Genomic DNA, 22,164 nt, shown 5'->3' with positions numbered 1-22,164 from the left:
GGCCGCCCCCTGTGCTTCAAAGCGGCCTGATCCGGGCGGCAACGCAGGGTCCGTAGGAGTGTAGCTCAATTGGTAGAGCACCGGTCTCCAAAACCGGGGGTCGCAGGTTCGAGCCCTGCCACTCCTGCCAGCCAAATCAAACACTTAGCTGGAACGTGGGCGATCAGCCATCGCCCGGATATTGCCGCCGGACGGCGTGAAACCTAGCGACCGACCCGCGCTTTCCAGATCGCCTCCGCAAGGGCGATGTCGGCCACGGAATCCTCGCCGGACGCCAACGGCGTCCTCTGTTCCACGATATCAGCGACGAATGCATCGGCCTGACGCCGAAACGCCCAGCTCGTGTCGCGCGGCAATTGCGTGCGTTGTCCTTGCTGATCGAGGATGACCTCCGCCTCCTGCTCGGCAAAAGGCGGGGGCAATTCGATGGTCAGCGTGCCCCGCTCGAATTCGATGCTCAGCCCCTCGCGCCAGACGCCTTCGAGTTCATTCGCGAGTTGCAGCGCGCAGGCGACGCCGTCGAAGTCGAGTGTCACGGTCGCCGCGCCCGAGGTCTCGACGGTGCTTTCCGCAACTGTCGGTGACGATCCGAGCACGTAGCGCGCGAGATTGATGATATGGCTGAACACGTTCAGAAAATTGTCGTAGCCGGGGCGCATCGCGCCCGGCATCCAGTCGGGGCCGTCCTGCCAGAGCTCGAGCCCGTCCGGCCGCACTTCGCCGGTCATGACGAAATTGTCCTGCGACCGGCCCGTGCTGCCACCGAAGCACCAGCCTCGCGCGCCAACAATCCGTCCAAGCGATTGATCCGCTCGCAGGCGCGCCAACTCGGCAATCGCGCGCGCCACCCCGGCATCATGACGCTTCATGTAGCCGATGCTGTAGACGAGGTTGTGCCGCCGCGCCGCCTCGGTCAGTGAAACGGCCTGAGCCGTGGTGTAGGCCATCGGCTTTTCCGAGAGCACATGGCGACCGCTGTTCAATGCATCCAGCACGATCGGGCCGGTGGCGCGACGCTTCGTCACGACGACGACGGCCGACACCTCGCTATCCGCCAGCAATTCCCGGTGCGTACCGTAAACCCGGGCGATGTCGAATTTCTGCGCCGCTGCGGCGGCGAGATCAGGCCGCAGATCCGCAATCGCGACAACGCGGCAGGTGGGGTTGGCGGCGAAATTGGCGAGGTGGCACATCTGACCGACCATGCCCGTTCCGATGATGCCAATGCCTGGCCTCACTTGCTAGGACCCCTCGAAGCGTTTCCGGAGAACGAGGAAATGCGCCGGCTGTCCCCAGGTGTTGATGAACGCCTGGTCGGATTGGGTGAGGGCTATGACTGTGGACGCATCCCGTCGCCCGATCGCGCCAAAGATACGGTGGAAACTGTCGAGGGTCGCAATGATGGCGTCGACGTCGGAAGCGTCGTCGGCGAGAATTTCCATCGTCGGTATCGTCTCGCGCAGTGACGCGAGGCTCGCGATCGCACGGGGCAGGCTGTCGCCGAAGGGATCGTCGATCATCGCATCGACGTCGAGAACCAGTGTCTCGATCGAAGCCGAAATCGCGTCGACCGCTTCGGTCTTGCCGGCCAGATAGAGCTTCCGTCCGCCGAGAAAGCTCAGACGACTGCGGCCGAGGTGGCGCGTCGCGCGCCGCAGCTTCTCATCGTCGGACAGGATCTTCTTGTGCCAGTAGACGTCCAGGCCGTCGCGATAGGCGGGCCACGCCGAATGGATATCGAATCCCTGTTCGTGCGCCGCCGTGCACAAGGCGCCCGCGTCGAGGAAGTAGCGGTGCCGGACGAACGGATTTTCGAGCACGTCCATCAGCCAGGATTCGAAGCTGCGCGTGTGCGGAATGCTGTTCCATTTCGCGTCGAACAGCAGCTTCGCCGTTTCGAGTCCGGGACGGCCCGTCAGCACCTTGCCGGCCGCATGAATCGCCTTGAGCGCGAGCTCGAAGAAGCCGCCGTAGCGCTCGTAGTAGGAAACGACGGCGTAACCGTCCGGATTGAGCAGCCGATGAAAGATGCCGAGCCAATTTTCAGTCGGCTGCACCGTGTAGATGAATCCCTCGGCATCGATGATGTCGAAACGGCGATCGCTGTGAAATCCTTCGACGTCGAACGATAGGAGTTCGCGGAGACGTTGGGCCTGGTTGAAATGCGCGAAGTAAGCCTGGATTTTCGCGTGCGCATGCCGGTTCGGCTCGGCGAGCGTCATGTTTGCGCCCCAACCGGCGAACACCAGCGCGTTCTCGCCGGAATCGGGGCCGAATTCGAGCACGTCTGCGTCGCGGAACAACCGCGGCGGCAGCACCAGCTTGTCGGAAAACAACTCGCGCCGCAGGCCGGCATAGGCTTCGAGTTCGGCGGCGGATTTGAAATTGCCGAACGTCGGCAGGACGTCCTGACGTTCGTAATAGTTGAAGAGCTTGTCCTCAGCCATGCCGCGACCCTGCGGCGGGCTCAAGGCGATCGAGCTCGCTCCAGATGTCCGATGGCGCGAAGATCGAAACGATGTGGAGCGGACGCTTCACGTTTTCGCGCAGCCGGCTGCCGACCTTGTCTTCGTTCTCCTGGTTCACGGCCAGAAGACAAACGAGCGGCTCCGACTTCCCGGCGAGGTCCTCCGGCGGGCGGATCGGAATGCCGGTGCCGGGCAGGAACAAGCCTTGGCGCTCCTTCTGGTCGTCGACCGAGAGGTCGACGAGATCCGCGAGTTCATGGGCATTGGTGAAGGTGCAGGCGCGGCAGCCGGCACCGTAGATGGCGATCTCGGCGCCGTTGGCGCGGGCCTTGACGAGGATCGGGCGGAGACGCGCGCCGTACTCCCTTGCGCGCTGGCCGAACCTCTCGCCGACGCCGGACGGCGCGGGCGGGGCCGTAACGTCGCGCGTCGTATGTCGCGCTGCGATCGCGAGGCTGCCGCCGCTGAAATTGTACTTCTTCACCGAGACCGCTTCGAAGCCGTGGCGCGCCAGCAGCGCGAGCAGCGTCGGCTCGGTGAAGTAGCTGACGTGCTCCTCCCACAGGACCGAGAGGTCGCCCGCGGTCGAGCCGGGCGCGAAATCAGGCACGTCGATGAACAGCAGACCGTCGTCGCGCAGCGCGATTTTCACGCAGTCGAAAAAATTCTCGAAATCGACGATGTGTTCGAGCACCTGTCGCGAGACGACGAGGTCGAACTTGCCGGCCTCCGCGACCGCGTCGTGACACAGCGCCGGGCTGATCATGTCGGCATAGACCTTGATGCCGCGCTCGCGGGCGATCTTGCCCGACACCGGGTTGGGCTCGACGCCCACCAAAATCTTCGCACCGCGTTCGCGAAGCCTGTCCATGAACAGGCCGTCATTGCATCCGATCTCGAACACGGATTGGTGGGCCGAGAATTTGGCGATGGTATCGAGTTCGTCGACCTGGTGCGGCTCCGGCTTCCAGCTGCTGAAATTGTAGTTGAACTGCCGGTACAGAATGTCGGGATCGATTGGCTTGACGATCTGGGGGAGGCCGCATTCGCCGCAGGCGAACACCTCGAACGGATACCGTTCCTCCTGTTCGTCGCGGCTGTGCCGAAGCCGATGCGCAATCGGCATCTGTCCGAGGTCGATGACCGGGCGCAAATTGGTCGAGTGGCAGAGGCGGCAATGATCAGTCATCGAATAGGAACCTCTGCTGGATTGGCTCGTGAAGCATGGCGATGGGCCAGATGCTCCGCGGCGAGCGCACCGGTCCTAGTGACATAGACCTGCACTTCCGCGGCATCGCCGCCATCCGGTGCCCAGTCGGGAAACGCCGTGCGGGAGGGATCGAACGGACCGGCGGTGGTTTCGTGAAACACCAGCCACTCCGAGGTGATCAGGATCGAGTGAAAAACCTGCTCGGGCATCCGGTAATAGCAAAGCACGCCCCGGCCGTACGGCGCCATCTCGAGCACGTCGCGAATGCGGCCGTCGTCCTCGAAGATCACGACCTGCGCAGTGCCCTCGATCAGGTGAAACGATTCAGGTTTGCCAAAATGCTTGTGAGGCCGCACATAGGACTCGCGGTGATGCACGATCAGCATCTCGTGCAGGCCGGACGAAGGATCGGGATGCGTGCACAGCCGGCTGCGCAGACGCGGATTGCCTGCGGCGATGCGCTTCAGCTCCGCGATCGTGGCGTCGTCCGCCGTGACGATGGCGTCGTCCGAATAATACACTTCGGGATTTTGCGCCCGCAACGAGGCCGGCCGGCGCAGGCCCGTTGCTTCATTCGAAGAAGATGAACCCATGGTCGCCCCGGTAGCCGCATTTGTCGTAGATCCAGGCCCACGTCTCCGGACCATGGAAACTCAGGCAGGTGAGCTGCCAGTAGAGCAGGTTCGCCTTCTCGCGCTCGTCGCGGAACGATTCCACCATCAGATATTTCGAGGCGCCGCGCCCCACGCGCTCGATCTCCGACACGGCGCGGAAGACGTCCTCGAGCGGAAGATTGTGGAGCACGCCGAGCGACACCACGAGATCGAAGCTGTGGTCGGGGTAGGGGAGCTCGACGGCGCTGCCGACCTTTAATTGCGGCCGCACCTCCTCCTTGGCGTTGGCGATGCCATAGTCGGAGATGTCGATGCCGGCGATGGTGAGGTCGGGGACGAGCTGGGTGAATTCGTAGAGCAAATAGCCCTTGCCGCAGCCGACATCGAGCACGCTCATCCCGGGCTTGATGCCATAGCGGTCGATCAGGGTCTGGGCGAGCGGGCGCCAGCGTCCGTCGTAGCGGTAGCCGCCGTAGCCATAACGGCGGTCGCCGTCCCAGTAGTCGTGTCCCCATTGCCGAGCGACAGTGGCGGATTCCGCCTTGTCGTGCTCGACGACCCGCTGAACGTAGTTCCGCTTGGTCGATGCGTGCATCGGCTGGAGCAGGTTGATCTCGGCCATTGTCCTCAACCGGTCCGCAGCATCGTCACAGGATGGTCGCGAATTTGTTGACGAGCAGGATGTCCTCGACGGCCTGGATGTTGTCGCGCGAGGACAGCGTGATCTCCTCGACGGCCGCGTGCAGATCGCAGCCCTCGCTCAGCACCCGGTCATAGATCTCCCGCCGCCGTGCCTCGTCGGGCGGCAGCATGAAGATGCTGTAGAGAATCAGGCCGCGCAACCGCGGCAGCTCGTCCAGGATGTCCTCAAGCACCATGTAGCTGCCGGGCATGGTGTGCTCGGCGGCGCTGAGCAGATAATGCAGTTTCTTCCGTCGCGCATAGTCGCGGATCACGATGTTCTGGACGTGCTGCGGGGTACGGCTGCCGTTCAATGGCCGGGCGCCGATATAGCCGCGATGGCCGGCTCGCTCAGCCATGGAAGCCTCCCGGGAGCTTGTATTGCATGCCGACACGTGTCGCCGGGCGCAACAGGATCGGTTCGAAGAATTCGCCGAATCGCTTGTCCGCATAGGGCGACATGATGCTCTTGAAACGGCAGTTCATGCTCCAGCGCGAGCCGGCTTCCTCGTTGATGCGATTGCCGTGCATCAGGGTCTGGTTGAACAGCATCACGTGACCGTAGGGAATCTCGATGAAAGTCGCGTGCGGCTTGATCGTCTGGTAGAGTTCCTCGGCGCTGCGCAGGCTGGCCATCCGGTCCTGCATGTTGCCGTTCAGGGATGGCGGCAGCAGATACATCGATTTGGTGCGGTGGACGTCGACCAGCGGTACCCACACCACGACCTCGAACGGCGAGTCGCCCGACCAGACGTCGGAATGGGTGGCGAGCAGCGACGAATCGTCTCCCGGTAGCTGGATGCTGAGATTGACGCGGCGCTGCATGCAGAGCTCGTTGCCGACGATGGTCTCGATCGTCGAGCGCGCCAGACGGAAATAGGTCGGCCGGAACCAGGGCTCGGCGTTGAGACCGTTGAAGACGTGCAGCCGCAGGCCGTTGAGATCATCTACGCTCACCCGCGTGTGGATGGTGTCGAGCATCGCGTAGGGGTCGTTGCCGTGTGGCAGCTTCAGATAATCCGCCGCGAGCTCGGCGGCGCGCCGTTGGATACGATCGAGCCCGGCGCGATCGTCGGCCGGCGTGGTGACGAAGCCGTCGTCGATGAAGCGTTGCGCCAATGCCTGCTCATCGGCCTCGAGGAAAGCCGTGTCCGTCATGCAAAATACTCCCGGGCCGTCGCGCAAATATAGCTGATGTCCGAGGTCGAGAGGAACTGGTTGATGGGAAGCGTGAGGATCTGATCCGCCTGCCGCTCGGTCACCGGGAACGCGCCGCGACCGTGGCCAAGATGCGCCGCCGCTTCCTGGAGGTGGATCGGTACCGGATAGTGGATCGCGGTCTCGATGCGCTTGTCAGCAAGATATTTCTGGAGGTCGTCGCGACGGTCCGTCTGCACGACGAAGGTGTGGAAGGTGTTGAACTCGATGTTGCGGCAAACCGGAATGAACAGGGGAAGGCCGCCGAGCTCGGCGCGATATTGCGCGGCGTTGCGGCGCCGGCGTTCAATGACAGAGGGCAGGTGACGCAAGCGAATCCGGAGCACCTCGGCCTGGACCGTGTCGAGGCGTGACACGATGCCCCATTCCTGGACGTCACTGCGATTGATCAGGCCATGATTGCGCAGGCGGCGAATTCTCGCGGCAAGCTCGGCGTCGGCGGTGACGACGAAGCCGGCGTCGCCCGCGGCATTGAGGTTCTTCAGCGGGTGGGCGGAGAAGCAGCCGAACGTTCCGATGGTCCCGCTCATCCGCCCGTCATAGGTCGAGCCGACGGCCTGTGCGCTGTCCTCGATCACGGCGAGAGCGTGCTTGGCCGCAATCGCCATCAGCGGGTTCATGTCGGCCATCCGCCCGGTCAGGTGCACCGGCATGATTGCCCTGGTCCGCGGGGTGACGGCGGCCTCGACCGCGGCCGGATCGATATTCTGGTCCGGCAGCACGTCCGCAAATACTGGCGTGGCGCCGACTGCGATGATGGCGGCGGTCGACGCCACGAACGAATTCGGCGGGGTGATCACCTCGTCCCCGGGACCGATGTTGAGCACCCGCAACGACAGGATCAGCGCATCGGTGCCGGAATTCAGCGCCACCACATGCGGCGAGCCGAGATAGGTGGCGAGCTCCTCTTCGAGCTTCGCAACGGCCGCGCCGCCGATGAAATCGCCGCGCCGGAACACGCCCTCGACCGCCTGCATGATCTCGACGCGCTCTTCCTCGAATTGCGCGGGAAGATTGACGTAACCAATGCGCCGGCGGCCGGTGTCAGCGTCCATGGCAGAACTTTCGAACGATCTCGATGACGCGGTCCTGCTGGGCGCGCGTCAGATGCTGGTCGACGGGGAAGCTGATGACTTCCTGGGCGTGGCGGTCGGTGACCGGGAAGGTGCCCGGCGCGTAGCCGAGGTGCCTGAGGCCTTCCTGCTGATACAGCGGGATGGGATAGTGGATCTTCGCTTCGATGCCGTTGTCCAGGCAGTATTTGTAGAGCTCGTCGCGGCGCTCGGCGAACACCATGTAGAGATGGTAGACGTGCTTGACGTTGGGCCGGCGCGGCGGAATCCGCAGGCCGGGCAGACCGGCAAGGCCCGCATCGTAATAGGCCGCGTTCTCGATCCGACGGCGCGTGATCTCGCTGGTCTGGCCGATCAGCCAGTTGCCGACGACCGCCTGGAGGGAATCGAGCCGCGAATTGCAGCCGAGAATCGCGATCTCGTCGCGATTCTTCATGCCGTGGTTGCGGATCAGGCGAAGCCGCTCGTTCATCCCGTCGTCATTGGTGACGACGACGCCGGCATCGCCCCAGACGTTGAGGTTCTTGAGCGGATGCAGCGAGAAGCCGGCCGCGATACCGTGTGTGCCGGACCGTTTTCCCGCGAACTCCGACAGGATGCCCTGGCAGGAATCCTCGACGACGGGGATGTTGTGACGCTGGGCGATCGCCATCAGCTTGCCCATGTCGGTGACCTCGCCGGTCAACTGAACCGGCATGATCGCCTTGGTCTTCTTGGTGATCGCGGCTTCGACGTAGTCGACGTTCATGCAGAAGGAGTCGTCGCAGTCGACCAGCACCGGCGTCGCGCCGGTCTCGGCGATGGCACCGACCGTGGCAATGAAGGTGTTGGCAGCCGTGATGACCTCGTCGCCATGGCCGATGCCGAGCGCCTTGAGCGGCAATTTGAGCGCATCGGTGCCCGATCCGACGCCGATGGCGTGACGCACGCCGATCAGCTCGGCAAAGCGCCGTTCGAATTCCGCGACCGGCTTGCCCAGGGTGAAGTCACCGGTCGCCACCAGTCGGCCGATCTCGGCCAGGATCGGTGCCGGGTCGGAGAATTGCTCGAGCAGATAAGAATATCGAACGTCGTGCATGGGGCCCGTCAGGTGGAATGAAGTTGCGGAGAGGAGATGAGCGAGGCGGGGAGCGCGCGCGCGATCGAGGTCGCAATGGCGTCGGCGGAAAGTCCGTGCTTCTTCAGCAGCGAGTCCTGCGATCCGTAATTGTGCATGAACCGGTCCGGCAGCGACAACCGCAGCATCGCGGGCAGGCCAGAGCCGAGCTTGTCGATCAGCGCCTCCGCGACCGCGCTGCCAAGGCCGCCCGAGGGCACGTGCTCCTCCAGCGTCGCTACCAGCCTGGTGCCCCGGATCGCTTGCAGCAGCGCCTCGGTGTCGAGCGGCTTGACGGTGTGCATGTGCAGGATGCCGGCGCGAATGCCTTGCGCCGCCAGCAGGTCGGCCGCAGCGAGTGCGCGCTGGAGCATGATGCCTGTCGTGACCATGACGACGTCGCCGGGCGGGCGTATCAGGATGGCCTTGCCGATCTCAAAGCCGTGCTCGGCCTTCGAGACCACGGCGTCGCCACCTTTGCCTAGCCGGATGTAGATCGGCCCGGTCCAGTCGAGGGTTTGCTCCATCAGCCGCGCCGCCTCGTCGGCATCGCACGGGCAGACCACCGTCATGTTCGGCAGCGCCCGCATGATGGCGATGTCCTCGATCGCCTGGTGAGTGGGGCCGAGCGGCGCGTAAACCAGCCCGCCGCCATTGGCGATCAGCCGCACCGGCAGATTGTGCAGGCACAGATCGACCGCGACTTGCTCGTAGCAGCGGCGGGTGAGGAATGTGGCGATGGTGTTGACATAGGGCACGAAGCCTTCCATCGCGAGGCCGGCTGACATGCCGATGATGTGTGCTTCCGAAATGCCTTCGATCAGGTGGCGCTTGGGAAACTCCTTGCTCATCGCGCGCAAGGTACCTGCGCCGGGATCGGAGCCGATGTAGAGCACACGCTCGTCGCGTGCGGCGAGCTTGTGGACCATGTTCATCGCGGTGTTGCGCATGAGGACCCGATCAAAAATCCCCGACGGCGACGCGGATGGCGTCGAGCTCGCTGTCGGTGAGCTTGTTCTTGTGATGCCAATCGGCGTTGGATTCCGCGGCCGGCAGACCCTTGCCCTTGACGGTATGGCAAACGATCGCGGTGGGTTTTCCCGGAATGGCTGGGACCTGCTTCAGGACTGTGCGCAGGGCGCCGACGTCGTGGCCGTTGAGCTCCTGGACGGCAAAGCCGAAGCTGCGCCACTTGTCCGCGAGCGGCTCCAGCGGCAGGACGTAATCGGTGGGCCCGTAACTCTGCAGCTTGTTGTAGTCGATCAGCGCGATCAGATTGTCGAGCCCGTGCTTGGCCGCGCCCATGGCGGCTTCCCACACTGATCCCTCGTTGATCTCGCCGTCTCCGAGCAGGACGAAGGTGCGGTAGGTGCGCTCGCGCATGCGCGCGGCGAGCGCGAGGCCGACACCGATCGACAGGCCGTGTCCGAGCGCGCCCGTCGAGGCCTCGACCCCCGGCACCATTCCGTATTCGGGATGTCCGCCCAAAATGCTGTCGGGGCCGCAGAAACGGTCCAGCTCCGACAAAGGAAAGAAGCCGCGATCGGCCAGCAGCGCATAGAGCGCCAGACACCCGTGTCCCTTGCTGAGGATCGCGCGGTCGCGGGCCGGATCGCGCGGGTTGTTCGGATCGATCCGCAGCACGTCGTCGTAGAGTACGCGGACCATCTCGATCAGCGACAATGCCGGACCGACATGTCCGCGTCCCGCGGAGCGGACAGAACCGAGCACCAGTCGGCGCAGATAAAGGCTACGCTCGTCCAGCGTGCAGGTGAGGGCGGCTTCAGCGTGGGGCGAGATCTGGGTCACTTCGGTAAATCGGTTGGGCGAATCGTCTGGTGAAGCCGGCGGGCTTTGTCGAGCTGACCGGCGAGGCGGATCCTAACATCGCCACCTTGCGCAGCCATTGCGCGCCGGGAGCGGCTGTCCGGCAAATAGGCGTTCAGGACAATCAGGCACCAGATTCCCTTGAACACAGGATACAGTACGTCACGTCGGACCGCAAACGCGTCATCGTTCGCCTCGAAGGCGCGCGACAGCCGTTCAATCAAGCGATTCGCGCTCGCTTCCGGCAGGTCACTGCCGGGGTGAATGGCGGTGTCGGACACGAGCTTGACCGGATCGTCCCAGCCGAAATATTCGAAGTCGATGAATCGCAAGCGCCCGTCTTCGGCGCGCAGTGCGTTGTGCAGTCCGAAATCGGACGGACTCAGCGCGCGATGGGTGGGCGCAAGGTCCGCTGCGGGATCCCGACCCAGTTCCGCGTAGCGCCGGCGGAGCTGCCGAATCGCGACGTCAATGCTGGGAACCAGGCTGCCTTCGAGGAACGCACGCAGGTCGGAATGACTATCCGAGGCTCGCCTCAATGCGTCCAGGCGCTGTTCGTACTGGGCGATGGCCGCCTCCGGCGAAAAGATGCTGGCTGAGGCGTTGCGCAAAATCTGCGCGCCTTCGGCTTTGCGCAGCTTCTGCAGCTCTATGAGGAAATCGGCGAGTTGGTCGGCGTCGTCGCCCTGGGGACGCAGCGCCGCGGCCTCGCCGTCGAACCATTGGTACAGCGCGCAGAATGCATCTGCGTCCTTCGCGACTGGCCGCGGTGTCGACGTGATGCCGTGGCGCGCCAGGAACGAGAGTGCATCATACTCCTGTCCCAGGCGATCGCGTCCGTCGGACGGATAATGCTTGAGGGCGAGGGGCGGTCCATCCGCCATCTCCAGCCGAAACACCCTGTTGTTGCCGCCGGATCGTGCCGGCTGGGCGGACGCAACACGCGCACCGGCCAGGCGGCTGCCGATCGCGATCGCATCCGGCGCGGTGATGTCGGTCTCGCTCATGCCGCAAACACCTCGCGGCGGATATCGGCCCATGTCGCGATTGGCTTGCAGTGTTCGGGGTGGGGCGGCTGCGACTGCGTGAACAGGATCGATCGCGTGGCCTTCGGAAAATGCGGTTGCTCGAAGACGTCGACGAGGTCATCGATGAAGACGTCGAGCTTCAGGATCACGAGCCTCTCGACCTTGGCGGGCAGTGTGTCCTCGAAATAGATATCGCCGATAGCCAGCGCCGCATCCGCAGCGTCGACTAGGCCCGCCCCCCGCAGCCAGCTGCGCGCGGCGTCACGCAGGTCAGTGCGGTCGGGGTCCTGATGACCGAATCGGGTCTTGTGGCTGACGATGCAGACCTTCGAGCCGGCCTGCTTGCACGCCGCCAGGAATTCCCGCACTCCCGGATAGATTTCGGCGCCGCCAATTCTCTTGCCGTAGACGAAGCCTTGCAGTCCTTGCCAGGCGAGCTCGCCGCCGGGGCGGGACCGGAGATGATCCCGCAGGTCGGTCTTAAGCCCCTCCCACCCTTCCGGCACCAGCCCACGCTCACGTGCGACGGCGGCAAAGACCTTGTCGTAGCAGATGATCGTGTTGTCGAAATCGATGCCGATCCGCACGCCGCTCACTTCAGGCTGATGTTCTGCATCATCTTGATGTTGAAGTACCGGGGGTCGTTGAGCGAGTTCGGCAGGCGGCCGCCCTTGAAGGCGTTCACGAGGCCGGACACGGCCTGCTCGATCGTGTGGGTCGGCGCAAAGCCGAGCTCGCGGCGGATCTTCTCCGACGAGACGTGGTAGGAGCGGAGATCGTCGGTCGGCTCGACGACGACGTCGACATTACTGCCGACCACCGACTTGACGATGTCGGCGATCTTCATCAGCGAATGGTTCTCGTAACCGATATTGTAAGTCTTGCCGTCGATCTTTGCGTCATCCTGCTGGAGCAGGAACAGATAGGCCGCTGACATGTCCTCGATGTGCAAATTGGGCCGGCGCTGCGTTCCGCCGAACACGCGGATGCGGCCGGTGTTGACCGCGAGATTTGTCAGGATGTTGACGACGACGTCGAGCCGCTGCCGCGGTGCGTAGCCGCAGACGGTGGCGGGACGAACCGTGCAGGTGACGAAACCGGACGCGGCCTCGTCGGCAAGGTCGGTCTCGCACATCGCCTTGAACTTCGAGTAGTCCGTGAGCGGCTCGCAGGACAGGTCCTCCGTCACCTCGGCTTCGTCCTTGATGCCGTAGACGCTGGACGAGGAGGCGTAGATGAAGCGCTTGATGCCCGCCTTCTTGGCGGCGCGCACCATCGGCCGGAAGCAGTCGTAATTGATGGACTTGCCGAGCCCCGGGTCCAGCTCGAACGACGGGTCGTTGGAGATGCAGGCGAGGTGAATCACGGCGTTGTTGCCGCGCAGGGCCTCGTTGATCGCGGCTTCGTCACGGATGTCGCCCTTGATCAGGCGCAAATCGGGATTGCTGCGGACGGCATCGAACACGTCCTCGCCATACATGAACAGGTCGAGCACGGTGACCTTGTGGCCCGCAGCGAGCAACTGGGGAACCAGCACGCTACCGACATAGCCGGCACCACCGGTGACCATCACATTCCATTTTTGACCAATCACTGTCGTTCTCCAGTATCTGCCGTCGCGCTACTTCAGCAACGCGGTGACGAACTTGACCAGCGGCACCTTTTCGACCGAGCTGCGGTGGCCAACGATCCCGACCTTGATTGCGCCGGCCGCGTTGCCGATGAAGGCGACGTCCTCGATATTGCCGCCGGCGGCGACCAGCGGCGCGGTGATCGTCAGGAAGGCGTCCCCCGCGCCGACGGTGTCGACGACGGTCTTGGTGAAGGCGGGGACGCGCGTGACGCCGGTTTTCGACGAGAAAGGGTAACAGCCGAAGGAGCCGTGCGTGATGATCATGTTGTCGCAGTCGATCTTGCCGTGCAGGCCGGCCTCGATCACGGACGCGATGTCGCTGAACTTGTCGGTTGCAGCCAGACGCGCCTCCGGCGCGTCGATGCAGATGTAGTCGGCCCGCGGATACCTCGTGATCAGGTTGTAGCCGTGATTGCCGCTGTTGCTCTGGGCATTGACCGCCAGGAACTTGGAGTTGGCGATCAGGGTGTCGATCGTGCTCGACGCGATCATGCCGTGACCGAAATCAGTGGCGATCACCACATCCGCGCTACGCACACGCTCCGTCGTGATACGGTCGATTTCCGTCCGATCGGCCTCGTCGAGCGGCGTGTCGTCCATGGTGTAGACTTCGAAGAGCTTGTGCAGATATCCCAGCTCGACGTACCGCGATTTGCGGGTCGTCGGACGGCCCTGAAGGCGGATCGGCGTCAACGTGACGTTTGGGCGGACATGCGCCCGAATGAACTCCTCAGGGTAGTCGTTGCCACCCAGCGTCGTGACGACCTCCACCGACTTGCAGAAGCTCGCGACATGGTTCGCCGCGGCAATGACGCCGCCGGCAAATTGCTCGCCACTCTTGAACAGCGTGGCGACGATGTTTTCCTTCGATGCCTTTCCAAGCGCCGTGACGTACTGGTATTCGTCGATGATGGTGTCGCCGACCAGCACGACGTGCATGTCCTGCACCTTGTCGATCAGTTTCAGCAGGCGATCGGCGCCGCCACCTTCACGGACCTTTTGCAGGTAGTCGCGGAGCGGCGGATCGTAGATGTCGAAATACCGGTTCACCAGCGACGAGGAGCTGAATGTCACGTCCCGGGTGAACACGATGCGTCCGCCGTGACGCTCGACGACGTCGCGCTCGCTCCGGATCTTGCCGGTCACGTCGTCTTCGGGATTCTCGTAGTCGGATCCCTTCACGTAGATGTCCGGCCGCACCGTATCCAGGATCGGCTCGGCGCTGGAGGTGTGATTGATGCCGACCCAATCGACGGTCGCGAGCGAGGCCAGCATCTCGGCCCGCATGTTTTCGGGGAAAATCGGCCGACCCGGTCCCTTGTTGACATAACGGTCGGCGGTGATCGTCACCATGACGACGTCGCCCTCGTTGCGCGCCGCCTGGATGTGTCTGATATGGCCGAGATGCACGAGGTCGAAGACGCCGTGGCAGAGCGCAACCTTCCGGCCTCGCGCTTGCGCGGACCGCGCGATCTCGCCCAGTTCCTCGATCGTCTTGATCTTTTCGTGCGCCGCCAGTTGGTCGTTCAACGCGGGATTGCCGGTCGGAATATTGCCCATGTGAATAACCTAAAGCGCCAGCCGGCCTCAGCCGGGCGGCCCGGAATTGATCGATTCGCGGCAACGATACCCGGCGAACCTGTTCACTGGCTTGCCTTCTGCGGCACGCCGGGCGCCGCGTCGTTGTTGTCCCCGAGATATTTGAACCAGTCCTTCGTGGCGTCCGCGATCTTGTCCACCGTCCACAGGGGGGCGTCCTTGTACTGATCCATCGCCTTCAGCATCGTCGCGACCCCGTCCTCAAATTTTACCTTCGGCGCCCATGTCAAGATACGCTTGATCTTGGTGATGTCGGCATAGGTGCAATCGGGCTCGCCGGGACGCTTGGGAATGTGGACCTTGTCGCCGCCGAGAAGCTCGACCAGCCGGTTGACACTGTAGGTGTTGTCGGAGCCGACGTTGAAACTCTCGTTCGAGACATCGGAGCGCGCGGCGGTCACGAAAGCGTCGGCGACGTCGCTGACGAAGGTGAAGTCGCGGGTCTGCTCGCCGTCGCCGACCACCGTGAAGGGCTTGCCGGCGAGCTTCTGCGCCATGAACACGCCGAACACCGCACCGTAGGTTCCCGTGGTGCGATGGCGCGGCCCGTACACGTTGAACAGGCGCAGCGCGACCGCGGGCAGCTTGTAGACCTGGCACCAGTGCATGACGCACTGCTCGCCGAGATTCTTGGTGAGGGCATAGGGATACATCGGCCGGATCTCGGCGCTCTCCGGCGTCGGATAGACGTCGGGAATTCCGTAGCAGGACGACGACGCGGCATAAACGAAGCGACTGACGCCCGCCTGCCGTGCAGCCTCGAGAACGTTGACGGTGCCGTCGACGTTGGCGCGGTGATACGGGATCGGGGACTCGATCGAGGGAACGATGTCTGCCAGCGCTGCGAGATGGAATACCCAGTCGATGCCGTCGAAATGCGGCTTGATCGATTCGAGCTCGGTGACGTCGGCCCGCACGATCTTCAGTCGATCAGAATCGACGCGCGAGGCCAGATTTTCGGGACGTCCGATCACAAAATTGTCGAGCGCGACGACCTCGTGGCCGTCGTCGAGGAGGCGGTCGACGAGGTGACTGCCGATGAAGCCGGCGCCACCGGTAACGATGCATTTCATAGGAACATCCGTGATGCGAATGCCCAGCGAAACAGGCCCGCCAATGTTGAGTGAAGGTGGAAACCGAATCGGCTGCTGGTCAACTTCGAAGGTAATATACCTTTGCAATCACTGGTGATAGCCGGTATCAGGGCGTCATGTCGCCGTCGAGCTGCGAGCCCATGCCTGCCGAGTCCGTCGATCCCGATCACAAGGCTTTCCTTGACGACTACGTAGGACGCCTCCATCGCGCGACGGCGATTGACGACGGTGTTTTCGCCAGGATTTCCGCCACCCGCACGGCCTGGTTGTGCGCGCGCGAGCAGGGCGGCCGCGTCATCTTCATCGGCAATGGAGGCTCGGCCGGCATCGCCTCCCATCTCGCGATCGATCTGGCGAAGAACGCATCGGTGCCGGCACTCTGCTTCAGCGATGCCAGCATGATGTCGTGCCTCGCCAATGACTATGGTTTCGAGGACTGGCTTGCGCATGCCGTGAGGTTGAGCGCCCGCGCCGGCGACTGCCTCGTCGCGATCAGCTCGTCGGGACGCTCGAAGAACATTCTCAATGCGGTCGCGCAGGCGCGGACGATGAAGCTCGATGTGATCACGCTGTCGGGCATGACCGCGGAGAATCCGCTGCGCAATCTCGGCGACGTCAATTATTACGTCGACAGTCGCAGCTACAATATTGTCGAGACCACGCATCAGTTCTGGATGATGGCCGCGATCGACCTCATCATCGGTCGCGCGGAATATCCGGCCTCCTGAGGCGGTGCCCTCTATCTGATCACCACGGGTGAGATTGCCTCGCCTGTTCGCATGTCTCCGTCTTACGGTCCTACGATGAAAAACCTGTTCTACGTCCGCCATACCTGCCGCCTCTGTCATTCGGACAAGCAAGAGCTCGTCGTGCCGATGGCAGGCATGCCCATCGGCACGCCGAACTTTCAGGTGCCGGACGCAAGCGTCGACGATCCCGTCTTTCGGGCCGCGGTGCCGATGGCGCTGCACCTGTGCGCGGACTGCGGCCATCTGCAGATTCTCCACGTCGGCAATCCAGAGATCCAATACCGAAACTACGTCTATACCACCTCGCTCTCGCTTGGCCTGCGGGAGCACTTCGCGGGCTATGCCAACGACGTCGTCAGCCGATTCGCCATCGCGCCGGGCTCGCTGGTCGTCGAGCTCGGCAGCAACGACGGATCGCTGCTCGGTTCCTTCAGGGAGCGCGGCATGCGGGTGCTGGGTGTCGATCCCGCCGTCGACATCGCGCGGCGTGCGACGGAAGCGGGGATCGAGACCATCGGCGATTTCTTCATCGATGCCATCGGTCGCCGCATCCTGCAAAGCCACGGCGCGGCCAGTGTCGTGATCGCCAACAACATGATCGCCAATGTCGACAATCTCGACCCGCTGGTGATCGGGGTTCGCGACGTGCTTGCGCCGGACGGGCTGTTCGTTTTCGAAACGCAGTATGGCGTCGACGTCACCGAGAAGAACCTTCTCGACACCGTCTATCACGAGCATCTGTCGTATTTTAACATCAAGCCGCTGACGCGCTTCTTCGCGCGGCTCGGCATGGAATTGATCGACGTCCAGCACATCGAGACCAAGGGCGGCTCGATCCGGGTGACGGTGCAGCGTGCCGGCGGCGCGAAGAAGCCGTCCGCGGAGGTCGCGCGCTTCATCGCCGAGGAAGACCGGCTCGGCGTCGACCGGCCGGCCTACTATGTGCCCTATGCGAAGAGAATCGCCGCCATCCGCGACGAGCTGGTCGCGATGGCCGATGCCGCCCATGCGCGCGGCCAGCTCGTGGCCGGCTACGGCGTCTCGGTCGGGACCACGACCCTGCTGCCGCAGTTCGGCCTGGAGAACAAGATCGACTTCCTGGTGGACGACGACCCCAAGAAGGGGAGCGTGATGGCCGGCCCGGGGTATGACATCCCGATCCTGCCGCCCGCCGCCCTTTACGAGCGCAAGCCGGCGTTCGTCGTCGTCTTCGCCTGGCGCTATGTGGATCCGATCCGGGCCAAGCATGCCGGCTATTTCGCCGAGGGCGGAAAGTTCGTTGTGCCGTTGCCGGGCATTTCGACGATCGATCGGGCCGACTGACCTTGAGGGGTCGCCAAAGAGGCCGCAGGTGAGGGGGACGGGCCCGGTGGTCTCGTTCTGCGAGGAACCGGCTGAGGCCCTGGGAAGGCGCTTTGCAGGCGGCAGATAAGCCCTTGATCGGCCTGATCTCTAGTCGGTCGCCCGCGGAGGTCGGTTTACTCGCGCGGGCCCTCTCTATCTTGACCTTTGGTCCCATCCGCAGTAGATACCGCGCACTCGCAGCCGGCCCGTTAGACGCGGATTTCCGGCGCGGCTTTGAAATCCCCGAACAATCGAGCCCGATTTCCGGCTCATCCTTCGACAGAGGGCTGGGCCAACGGCGGCTGTTCGGATCCCTGAAATTCATTCGCGTCTGTCGACGGACGTTGGACATCAAACGATGGCAGTCAGCCCGTTCAAGTTCTTGCAGGAAGTGCGCTCGGAGACCGCCAAGGTCACCTGGCCGACCCGCCGCGAGACCACGATCACCACCATCATGGTGTTCGTGATGGTCGCCGTGGCCTCGATCTTCTTCTTCGCCGCCGACCAGATCATCCGCGTCCTCATCACCTTCCTTCTGGGCATTCACTGATGGCAACAGCAACGGCTCAATTGTCTGACAAGCGCTGGTACATCGTCCACGCCTATTCGAACTTCGAGAAGAAGGTCGCCGAATCGATCCGCGAGCAGGCCAAGCAGCGCGGGCTCGAGGAGCTGTTCGAGCTGGTGCTGGTTCCGACTGAGAAGGTCACGGAAGTGCGCCGCGGCCGCAAGATCGACGCCGAGCGCAAGTTCTTCCCGGGCTACGTGCTGGTGAAGATGAAGCTGACCGACGAGGCGTTTCATCTGATCAAGAATACGCCGAAGGTGACCGGCTTCCTCGGCGCGGAAAACAAGCCGATGCCGATCTCGGAAGCCGAGGCCATGCGCATTCTGCACCAGGTGCAGGAGGGCGTGGAGCGGCCGAAGGCGTCGGTGTCGTTCGAAATCGGCGAGAACGTGCGCGTGGCCGACGGCCCGTTTGCCTCGTTCTCGGGTGTGGTCGAGGAAATCGACGAGGCGCGCTCGCGCGTGAAGGTCGCGGTGTCGATCTTCGGCCGCGCCACGCCGGTCGAACTGGAATTCGGTCAGGTCGAGAAGGTCTGATCGGGTAGGCGTGAGGCTTCGGTCTCGCGCAGCAAGAGGCCGTGGGAGGGAGAGGGCGGTTGCCAGCCGCATCCGACCCAGACCACGAACCTGAAACCGCCGGCCCAGGCCGGCCCAACAGGAGTGATACATGGCAAAGAAAGTGACCGGATACCTGAAGCTTCAGGTCCCGGCCGGTGCGGCGAATCCTTCGCCCCCGATCGGTCCCGCGCTCGGTCAGCGCGGTCTCAACATCATGGAGTTCTGCAAGGCGTTCAACGCCCAGACCCAGAAGGAAGAGAAGAATACCCCCATTCCCGTCGTGATCACGATCTACGCCGATCGTTCGTTCACGTTCGAGATGAAGACGCCGCCGATGTCCTTCTTCCTCAAGCAGGCTGCCAAGATCCAGTCCGGCTCCAAGGCGCCGGGCCGTGACAAGGCGGGTGCGGTGACCAAAGCGCAGGTGCGCGAGATCGCCGAGAAGAAGATGAAGGATCTCAATTGCGACTCGATCGAGTCGGCCATGAAGATGGTCGAGGGCTCTGCCCGTTCGATGGGTCTGGAAGTGGCGGGGTAAGGGCTCATGGCAATCGGAAAGCGTTTGAACAAAGCCCGCGAAGGTATTGATCGCGAAAAGCTTTACCCGCTCGCGGACGCCATCAAGATGGTCAAGGAACGCGCGAAAGCGAAGTTCGACGAGACCATCGAGGTCGCGATCAATCTCGGCGTTGATCCGCGTCACGCCGACCAGATGGTCCGCGGTGTTGTGACCCTGCCGAACGGCACCGGCCGTACGCTCCGCGTCGGCGTGTTCGCCCGCGGCGCCAAGGCCGACGAGGCCAAGGCTGCGGGTGCCGATGTCGTCGGCGCCGAGGACCTGGTCGAGAAGGTTCAGAACGGCACGATCGATTTCGACCGCTGTATCGCAACCCCCGACATGATGCCGCTGGTCGGCCGCCTCGGTAAGGTGCTCGGCCCGCGCGGCCTGATGCCGAACCCGAAGATCGGCACCGTGACCATGGACGTCACCGGCGCTGTGAAGGGCGCCAAGGGCGGCTCGGTCGAGTTCCGCGTCGAGAAGGCCGGCATCCTGCAGGCCGGCGTCGGCAAGGCCTCGTTCACCGAGGAAAAACTGGTCGAGAACATCAAGGCTCTCGCTGACGCCGTCTCCAAGGCCAAGCCGGCCGGTTCCAAGGGCACCTACATCCAGCGCGTTGCGGTGTCCTCGTCGATGGGTCCCGGCGTGAAGGTCGAGCCGGGCACCATTCTCGGCTAAGGTTTGGAAACGACATGAGGCGAGGGGCGGAATTGGGCAACCGATTCCGCCCCTCGTCGTTTGTCACGGCGTTCACCGGAAACAAGAACAATGACTGACAAGGTCCTGATCTACTCGCGCTTTCCCAAGACGATGATGGCGCGCTTCGCCGAGCGGTTCGAGCTGCTCGACACCGGCGGCAAGCCGGCGCGGGAGATGTTTTCGGCCGACGCGCTCGGCGATATCCGCGCAGTGCTCACCGCCGGCGGCACGCCGCTGGGCGCGGAGGCGATGGACCTGTTTCCGAAGCTCGGTGCCATCGTCTGCTACGGCACTGGCTATGACGGTGTTGACCTGAAGGCCGCTGCTGCCCGCAACATCGCGGTCGGACATAGCCCGGGCGCCAATGCGGCCTCGGTCGCCGACATAGCGATGACGCTGATGCTCGCGACGACGCGGCGAATCCTGGTTGCCGACCAGTACGTCCGAAGCGGCGATTGGGCCGCGTCAAAGCCCTCGCCGATGATGCGCCCGCAGGCCGGGATGCCGGGCCGCCGCATCGGCGTCTACGGCATGGGCGAAATCGGCCGCAAGATCGCAGCGCGCTGCGCCGCCTTCGAGAGCGAAATCGGCTATTTCAGCCGCAGCAAATACGATCTGCCCTATCAATATTTCCCGACGCTGAAGGCGCTCGCCGACTGGTGCAGCGTGCTGATGATCGCGGTCCGGGCAGGGGCCGAGACCCAGCATGCCGTCGGCGCCGATATCCTCAGGCGCCTCGGGGCGGACGGCTATGTTGTCAACATCTCCCGCGGCTCGGTGATCGATGAGAAAGCCCTGGTGGTGGCGCTCACCGAAAAGACCATCGCCGGAGCCGGTCTCGACGTCTACGACAAGGAGCCGCACGCCCCGGACGCGCTGACGGCGCTGCCCAACGTCGTGTTCGCCCCCCATATCGGCGGCCACACCCTCGAATCGCACGTCGCCATGCAGAACTGCGTGCTGGCGAACCTGACCGCATTTTTCGAGGGCCAGCCGCTGCCTTACGCGGTCAAAGGAGCCTGAATCGGCCCTTGTCGGCCCGGGTCAAGCGCCAGCGGCAACGGATTGGAACTGGTGTGAATTTTGCTCTTGGCAAGCCGGCGCCGAGCGGTTAAAGAACCGCTTCCGGACGTGCCGGCCTCGGCTGGCGCGTTCGTGCACGCATTCCGAAAACAAGCGATGGAGATCATTCCTTTTCAGGGCGTCCGTGAGGATTTGCCGGAAAAGGAGGGAAACCCGTCGGGTGTGGGATGCGGGCAGAGGTCGGGCGGTTCGCCGGCTGACCTTGTCCTGTCCAAGACTGCAGGCGCCCGCGGGGAATTTCGATTTCTCAACGGCTTAATCGCATGGCCTGCATAGACGGGTGAAGACCGGATTTCACGTCGTGACCGCCTTAGGGTCGGTTGCGGAATGAGTTTGGTTCGGACCTCGACACGCCGTGGGCTCCAACGAGCTCCCGGAGGGCAGGCTTTGAATTGTCGTCTTGCCCGGCGTGTCCGATGGGTTTGGCCCTGAGGTTCAGGTTTGGGCGGGACGATGGGTGCAACCCGGCGGTCCCGCTTTCGCGATGACCGCCAACCGGAAAGAGCTTGCTGTGGAACGAGCGGCAAAAAAGGAAGCGGTCGAACAGCTCAATGGGGTCTTCAAGACCACGAGCGTCGCGGTCGTTGCCCAATATTCCGGCCTGACCGTTGCCCAGATGCAGAAGCTGCGCTCGCAGATGAAGCAGGCTGGCGCCTCGGTGAAGGTCTCGAAGAACCGTCTCGCCAAAATTGCTCTTGAAGGCACTGACGTCGTTGCCATCGGCCCCATGCTGAAGGGACCGACCGTGATCGCCACTTCGGACGATCCGGTAGCGGCGCCAAAGGTCGCCGTCGAATTCGCCAAGGCGAACGAAAAGTTCGTCATCATTGGTGGCTCGATGGGAACGACCGTCCTGAATGTCGACGGCGTGAAGGCTCTTGCCTCGCTGCCGTCGCTTGACGAACTGCGCGCCAAGATCGTCGGCCTGCTTGTGGCCCCGGCGACCAAGATCGCTCAGCTCGCCAACGCGCCCGCGGGCAAGCTCGCGCGCGTCATCCAGGCTTATGCCTCAAAGGGCGAAGCGGCCTGACGCCCTTCGCAAAACTCAAACCCGAACCAGACTT

Annotated in this window: 24 protein-coding genes and 1 tRNA gene; 9 read left to right on the top strand and 16 right to left on the bottom strand. The window is 63.5% G+C overall.

From position 1 onward, the window contains the following. Window positions 1–54 precede the first annotated feature (54 nt). Window positions 55–130 (top strand) — tRNA-Trp (locus N551_RS0114210). Between the two features lie 73 nt (window positions 131–203). Here N551_RS0114210 and N551_RS0114205 read toward each other — a convergent pair. The 16 genes from N551_RS0114205 to N551_RS0114130 all read right to left on the bottom strand — a co-directional run bounded on the left by N551_RS0114205 (window position 204) and on the right by N551_RS0114130 (window position 15,520). Continuing rightward, the gene (locus tag N551_RS0114205) at window positions 204–1,238 is read right to left on the bottom strand and encodes a Gfo/Idh/MocA family protein (protein ID WP_027567514.1); all 1,035 of its coding nucleotides are present in this window, start codon (window positions 1,236–1,238) and stop codon (window positions 204–206) included. 3 nt (window positions 1,239–1,241) lie between these two features. After that, window positions 1,242–2,447 (bottom strand): class I SAM-dependent methyltransferase, encoded by a 1,206-nt coding sequence (locus tag N551_RS0114200; RefSeq protein ID WP_027567513.1) that lies wholly within the window; start codon window positions 2,445–2,447, stop codon window positions 1,242–1,244. Beyond that, window positions 2,440–3,657: a class I SAM-dependent methyltransferase gene (locus tag N551_RS0114195; RefSeq protein ID WP_027567512.1), complete on the bottom strand. Its 1,218-nt coding sequence runs from the start codon at window positions 3,655–3,657 to the stop codon at window positions 2,440–2,442. The genes N551_RS0114200 and N551_RS0114195 overlap by 8 nt, the downstream gene beginning before the upstream one ends. Next, window positions 3,654–4,271, bottom strand: coding sequence for a WbuC family cupin fold metalloprotein (locus N551_RS0114190; protein ID WP_027567511.1), 618 nt, complete (start codon window positions 4,269–4,271; stop codon window positions 3,654–3,656). Before N551_RS0114190 ends, N551_RS0114195 begins: the two co-directional genes overlap by 4 nt. Then, window positions 4,249–4,914: a class I SAM-dependent methyltransferase gene (locus N551_RS0114185; protein WP_027567510.1), complete on the bottom strand. Its 666-nt coding sequence runs from the start codon at window positions 4,912–4,914 to the stop codon at window positions 4,249–4,251. Before N551_RS0114185 ends, N551_RS0114190 begins: the two co-directional genes overlap by 23 nt. 25 nt (window positions 4,915–4,939) lie before the next feature. Continuing rightward, complete coding sequence (locus tag N551_RS0114180) at window positions 4,940–5,332, bottom strand: LIC12192 family sporadic carbohydrate cluster protein (protein WP_027567509.1); 393 nt, start codon at window positions 5,330–5,332, stop codon at window positions 4,940–4,942. Continuing rightward, on the bottom strand, window positions 5,325–6,131 hold the full coding sequence (locus N551_RS0114175) for a sporadic carbohydrate cluster 2OG-Fe(II) oxygenase (RefSeq protein WP_027567508.1): 807 nt from the start codon (window positions 6,129–6,131) through the stop codon (window positions 5,325–5,327). Before N551_RS0114175 ends, N551_RS0114180 begins: the two co-directional genes overlap by 8 nt. Further along, window positions 6,128–7,246 carry a DegT/DnrJ/EryC1/StrS aminotransferase family protein gene (locus N551_RS0114170; RefSeq protein WP_027567507.1) on the bottom strand — a complete coding sequence of 373 codons (1,119 nt, stop codon included), beginning with the start codon at window positions 7,244–7,246 and terminating at the stop codon, window positions 6,128–6,130. Before N551_RS0114170 ends, N551_RS0114175 begins: the two co-directional genes overlap by 4 nt. Then, complete coding sequence (locus N551_RS0114165) at window positions 7,236–8,342, bottom strand: DegT/DnrJ/EryC1/StrS aminotransferase family protein (RefSeq protein WP_027567506.1); 1,107 nt, start codon at window positions 8,340–8,342, stop codon at window positions 7,236–7,238. Before N551_RS0114165 ends, N551_RS0114170 begins: the two co-directional genes overlap by 11 nt. An 8-nt stretch (window positions 8,343–8,350) precedes the next feature. Continuing rightward, window positions 8,351–9,310, bottom strand: a complete 960-nt coding sequence (locus N551_RS0114160) for a transketolase family protein (protein WP_027567505.1) — start codon at window positions 9,308–9,310, stop codon at window positions 8,351–8,353. Between the two features lie 10 nt (window positions 9,311–9,320). After that, window positions 9,321–10,169, bottom strand: coding sequence for a transketolase (locus N551_RS0114155; RefSeq protein WP_081747829.1), 849 nt, complete (start codon window positions 10,167–10,169; stop codon window positions 9,321–9,323). After that, a complete protein-coding gene (locus N551_RS0114150) occupies window positions 10,166–11,194 on the bottom strand; it encodes an aminoglycoside phosphotransferase family protein (protein WP_035961351.1) in 1,029 nt (342 codons plus the stop codon). Before N551_RS0114150 ends, N551_RS0114155 begins: the two co-directional genes overlap by 4 nt. After that, window positions 11,191–11,802 carry a hypothetical protein gene (locus N551_RS0114145; RefSeq protein WP_245287775.1) on the bottom strand — a complete coding sequence of 204 codons (612 nt, stop codon included), beginning with the start codon at window positions 11,800–11,802 and terminating at the stop codon, window positions 11,191–11,193. Before N551_RS0114145 ends, N551_RS0114150 begins: the two co-directional genes overlap by 4 nt. 5 nt (window positions 11,803–11,807) lie before the next feature. Further along, the gene (locus tag N551_RS0114140) at window positions 11,808–12,809 is read right to left on the bottom strand and encodes an NAD(P)-dependent oxidoreductase (protein WP_027567501.1); all 1,002 of its coding nucleotides are present in this window, start codon (window positions 12,807–12,809) and stop codon (window positions 11,808–11,810) included. A 27-nt stretch (window positions 12,810–12,836) separates the two neighbouring features. Then, entirely contained in the window at window positions 12,837–14,408 is a 1,572-nt protein-coding gene (locus tag N551_RS0114135; protein WP_027567500.1) for a PfkB family carbohydrate kinase, read from the bottom strand. A gap of 83 nt (window positions 14,409–14,491) precedes the next feature. After that, the gene (locus N551_RS0114130) at window positions 14,492–15,520 is read right to left on the bottom strand and encodes an SDR family oxidoreductase (RefSeq protein WP_027567499.1); all 1,029 of its coding nucleotides are present in this window, start codon (window positions 15,518–15,520) and stop codon (window positions 14,492–14,494) included. A gap of 161 nt (window positions 15,521–15,681) precedes the next feature. Between N551_RS0114130 and N551_RS0114125 the strand changes: the two genes are divergently transcribed. The 8 genes from N551_RS0114125 (at window position 15,682) to rplJ (ending at window position 22,130) form a co-directional block, all read left to right on the top strand. Further along, complete coding sequence (locus tag N551_RS0114125) at window positions 15,682–16,269, top strand: SIS domain-containing protein (protein ID WP_245287774.1); 588 nt, start codon at window positions 15,682–15,684, stop codon at window positions 16,267–16,269. A 75-nt stretch (window positions 16,270–16,344) separates the two neighbouring features. After that, window positions 16,345–17,613, top strand: a complete 1,269-nt coding sequence (locus N551_RS0114120) for a class I SAM-dependent methyltransferase (RefSeq protein WP_027567497.1) — start codon at window positions 16,345–16,347, stop codon at window positions 17,611–17,613. A 379-nt stretch (window positions 17,614–17,992) separates the two neighbouring features. Next, window positions 17,993–18,184, top strand: coding sequence for a preprotein translocase subunit SecE (gene secE / locus N551_RS0114115; RefSeq protein ID WP_007602984.1), 192 nt, complete (start codon window positions 17,993–17,995; stop codon window positions 18,182–18,184). Further along, complete coding sequence (gene nusG, locus N551_RS0114110; RefSeq protein ID WP_007602985.1) at window positions 18,184–18,738, top strand: transcription termination/antitermination protein NusG; 555 nt, start codon at window positions 18,184–18,186, stop codon at window positions 18,736–18,738. Before secE ends, nusG begins: the two co-directional genes overlap by 1 nt. Before the next feature lie 130 nt (window positions 18,739–18,868). Continuing rightward, on the top strand, window positions 18,869–19,297 hold the full coding sequence (gene rplK, locus N551_RS0114105) for a 50S ribosomal protein L11 (protein WP_007602986.1): 429 nt from the start codon (window positions 18,869–18,871) through the stop codon (window positions 19,295–19,297). Window positions 19,298–19,303: 6 nt separating this feature from the next. Continuing rightward, a complete protein-coding gene (gene rplA, locus N551_RS0114100; protein WP_007602988.1) occupies window positions 19,304–19,996 on the top strand; it encodes a 50S ribosomal protein L1 in 693 nt (230 codons plus the stop codon). Window positions 19,997–20,086: 90 nt separating this feature from the next. Continuing rightward, the gene (locus tag N551_RS0114095; protein WP_027567496.1) at window positions 20,087–21,040 is read left to right on the top strand and encodes a 2-hydroxyacid dehydrogenase; all 954 of its coding nucleotides are present in this window, start codon (window positions 20,087–20,089) and stop codon (window positions 21,038–21,040) included. Window positions 21,041–21,611: 571 nt separating this feature from the next. Then, complete coding sequence (rplJ, locus tag N551_RS0114090) at window positions 21,612–22,130, top strand: 50S ribosomal protein L10 (protein WP_027567495.1); 519 nt, start codon at window positions 21,612–21,614, stop codon at window positions 22,128–22,130. Window positions 22,131–22,164: the final 34 nt, after the last annotated feature.

The organism is Bradyrhizobium sp. URHA0013, assembly GCF_000518345.1.
In the GTDB taxonomy this organism is placed as follows: domain Bacteria; phylum Pseudomonadota; class Alphaproteobacteria; order Rhizobiales; family Xanthobacteraceae; genus Bradyrhizobium.
This window is presented reverse-complemented; position numbering and strand designations above follow the sequence as displayed.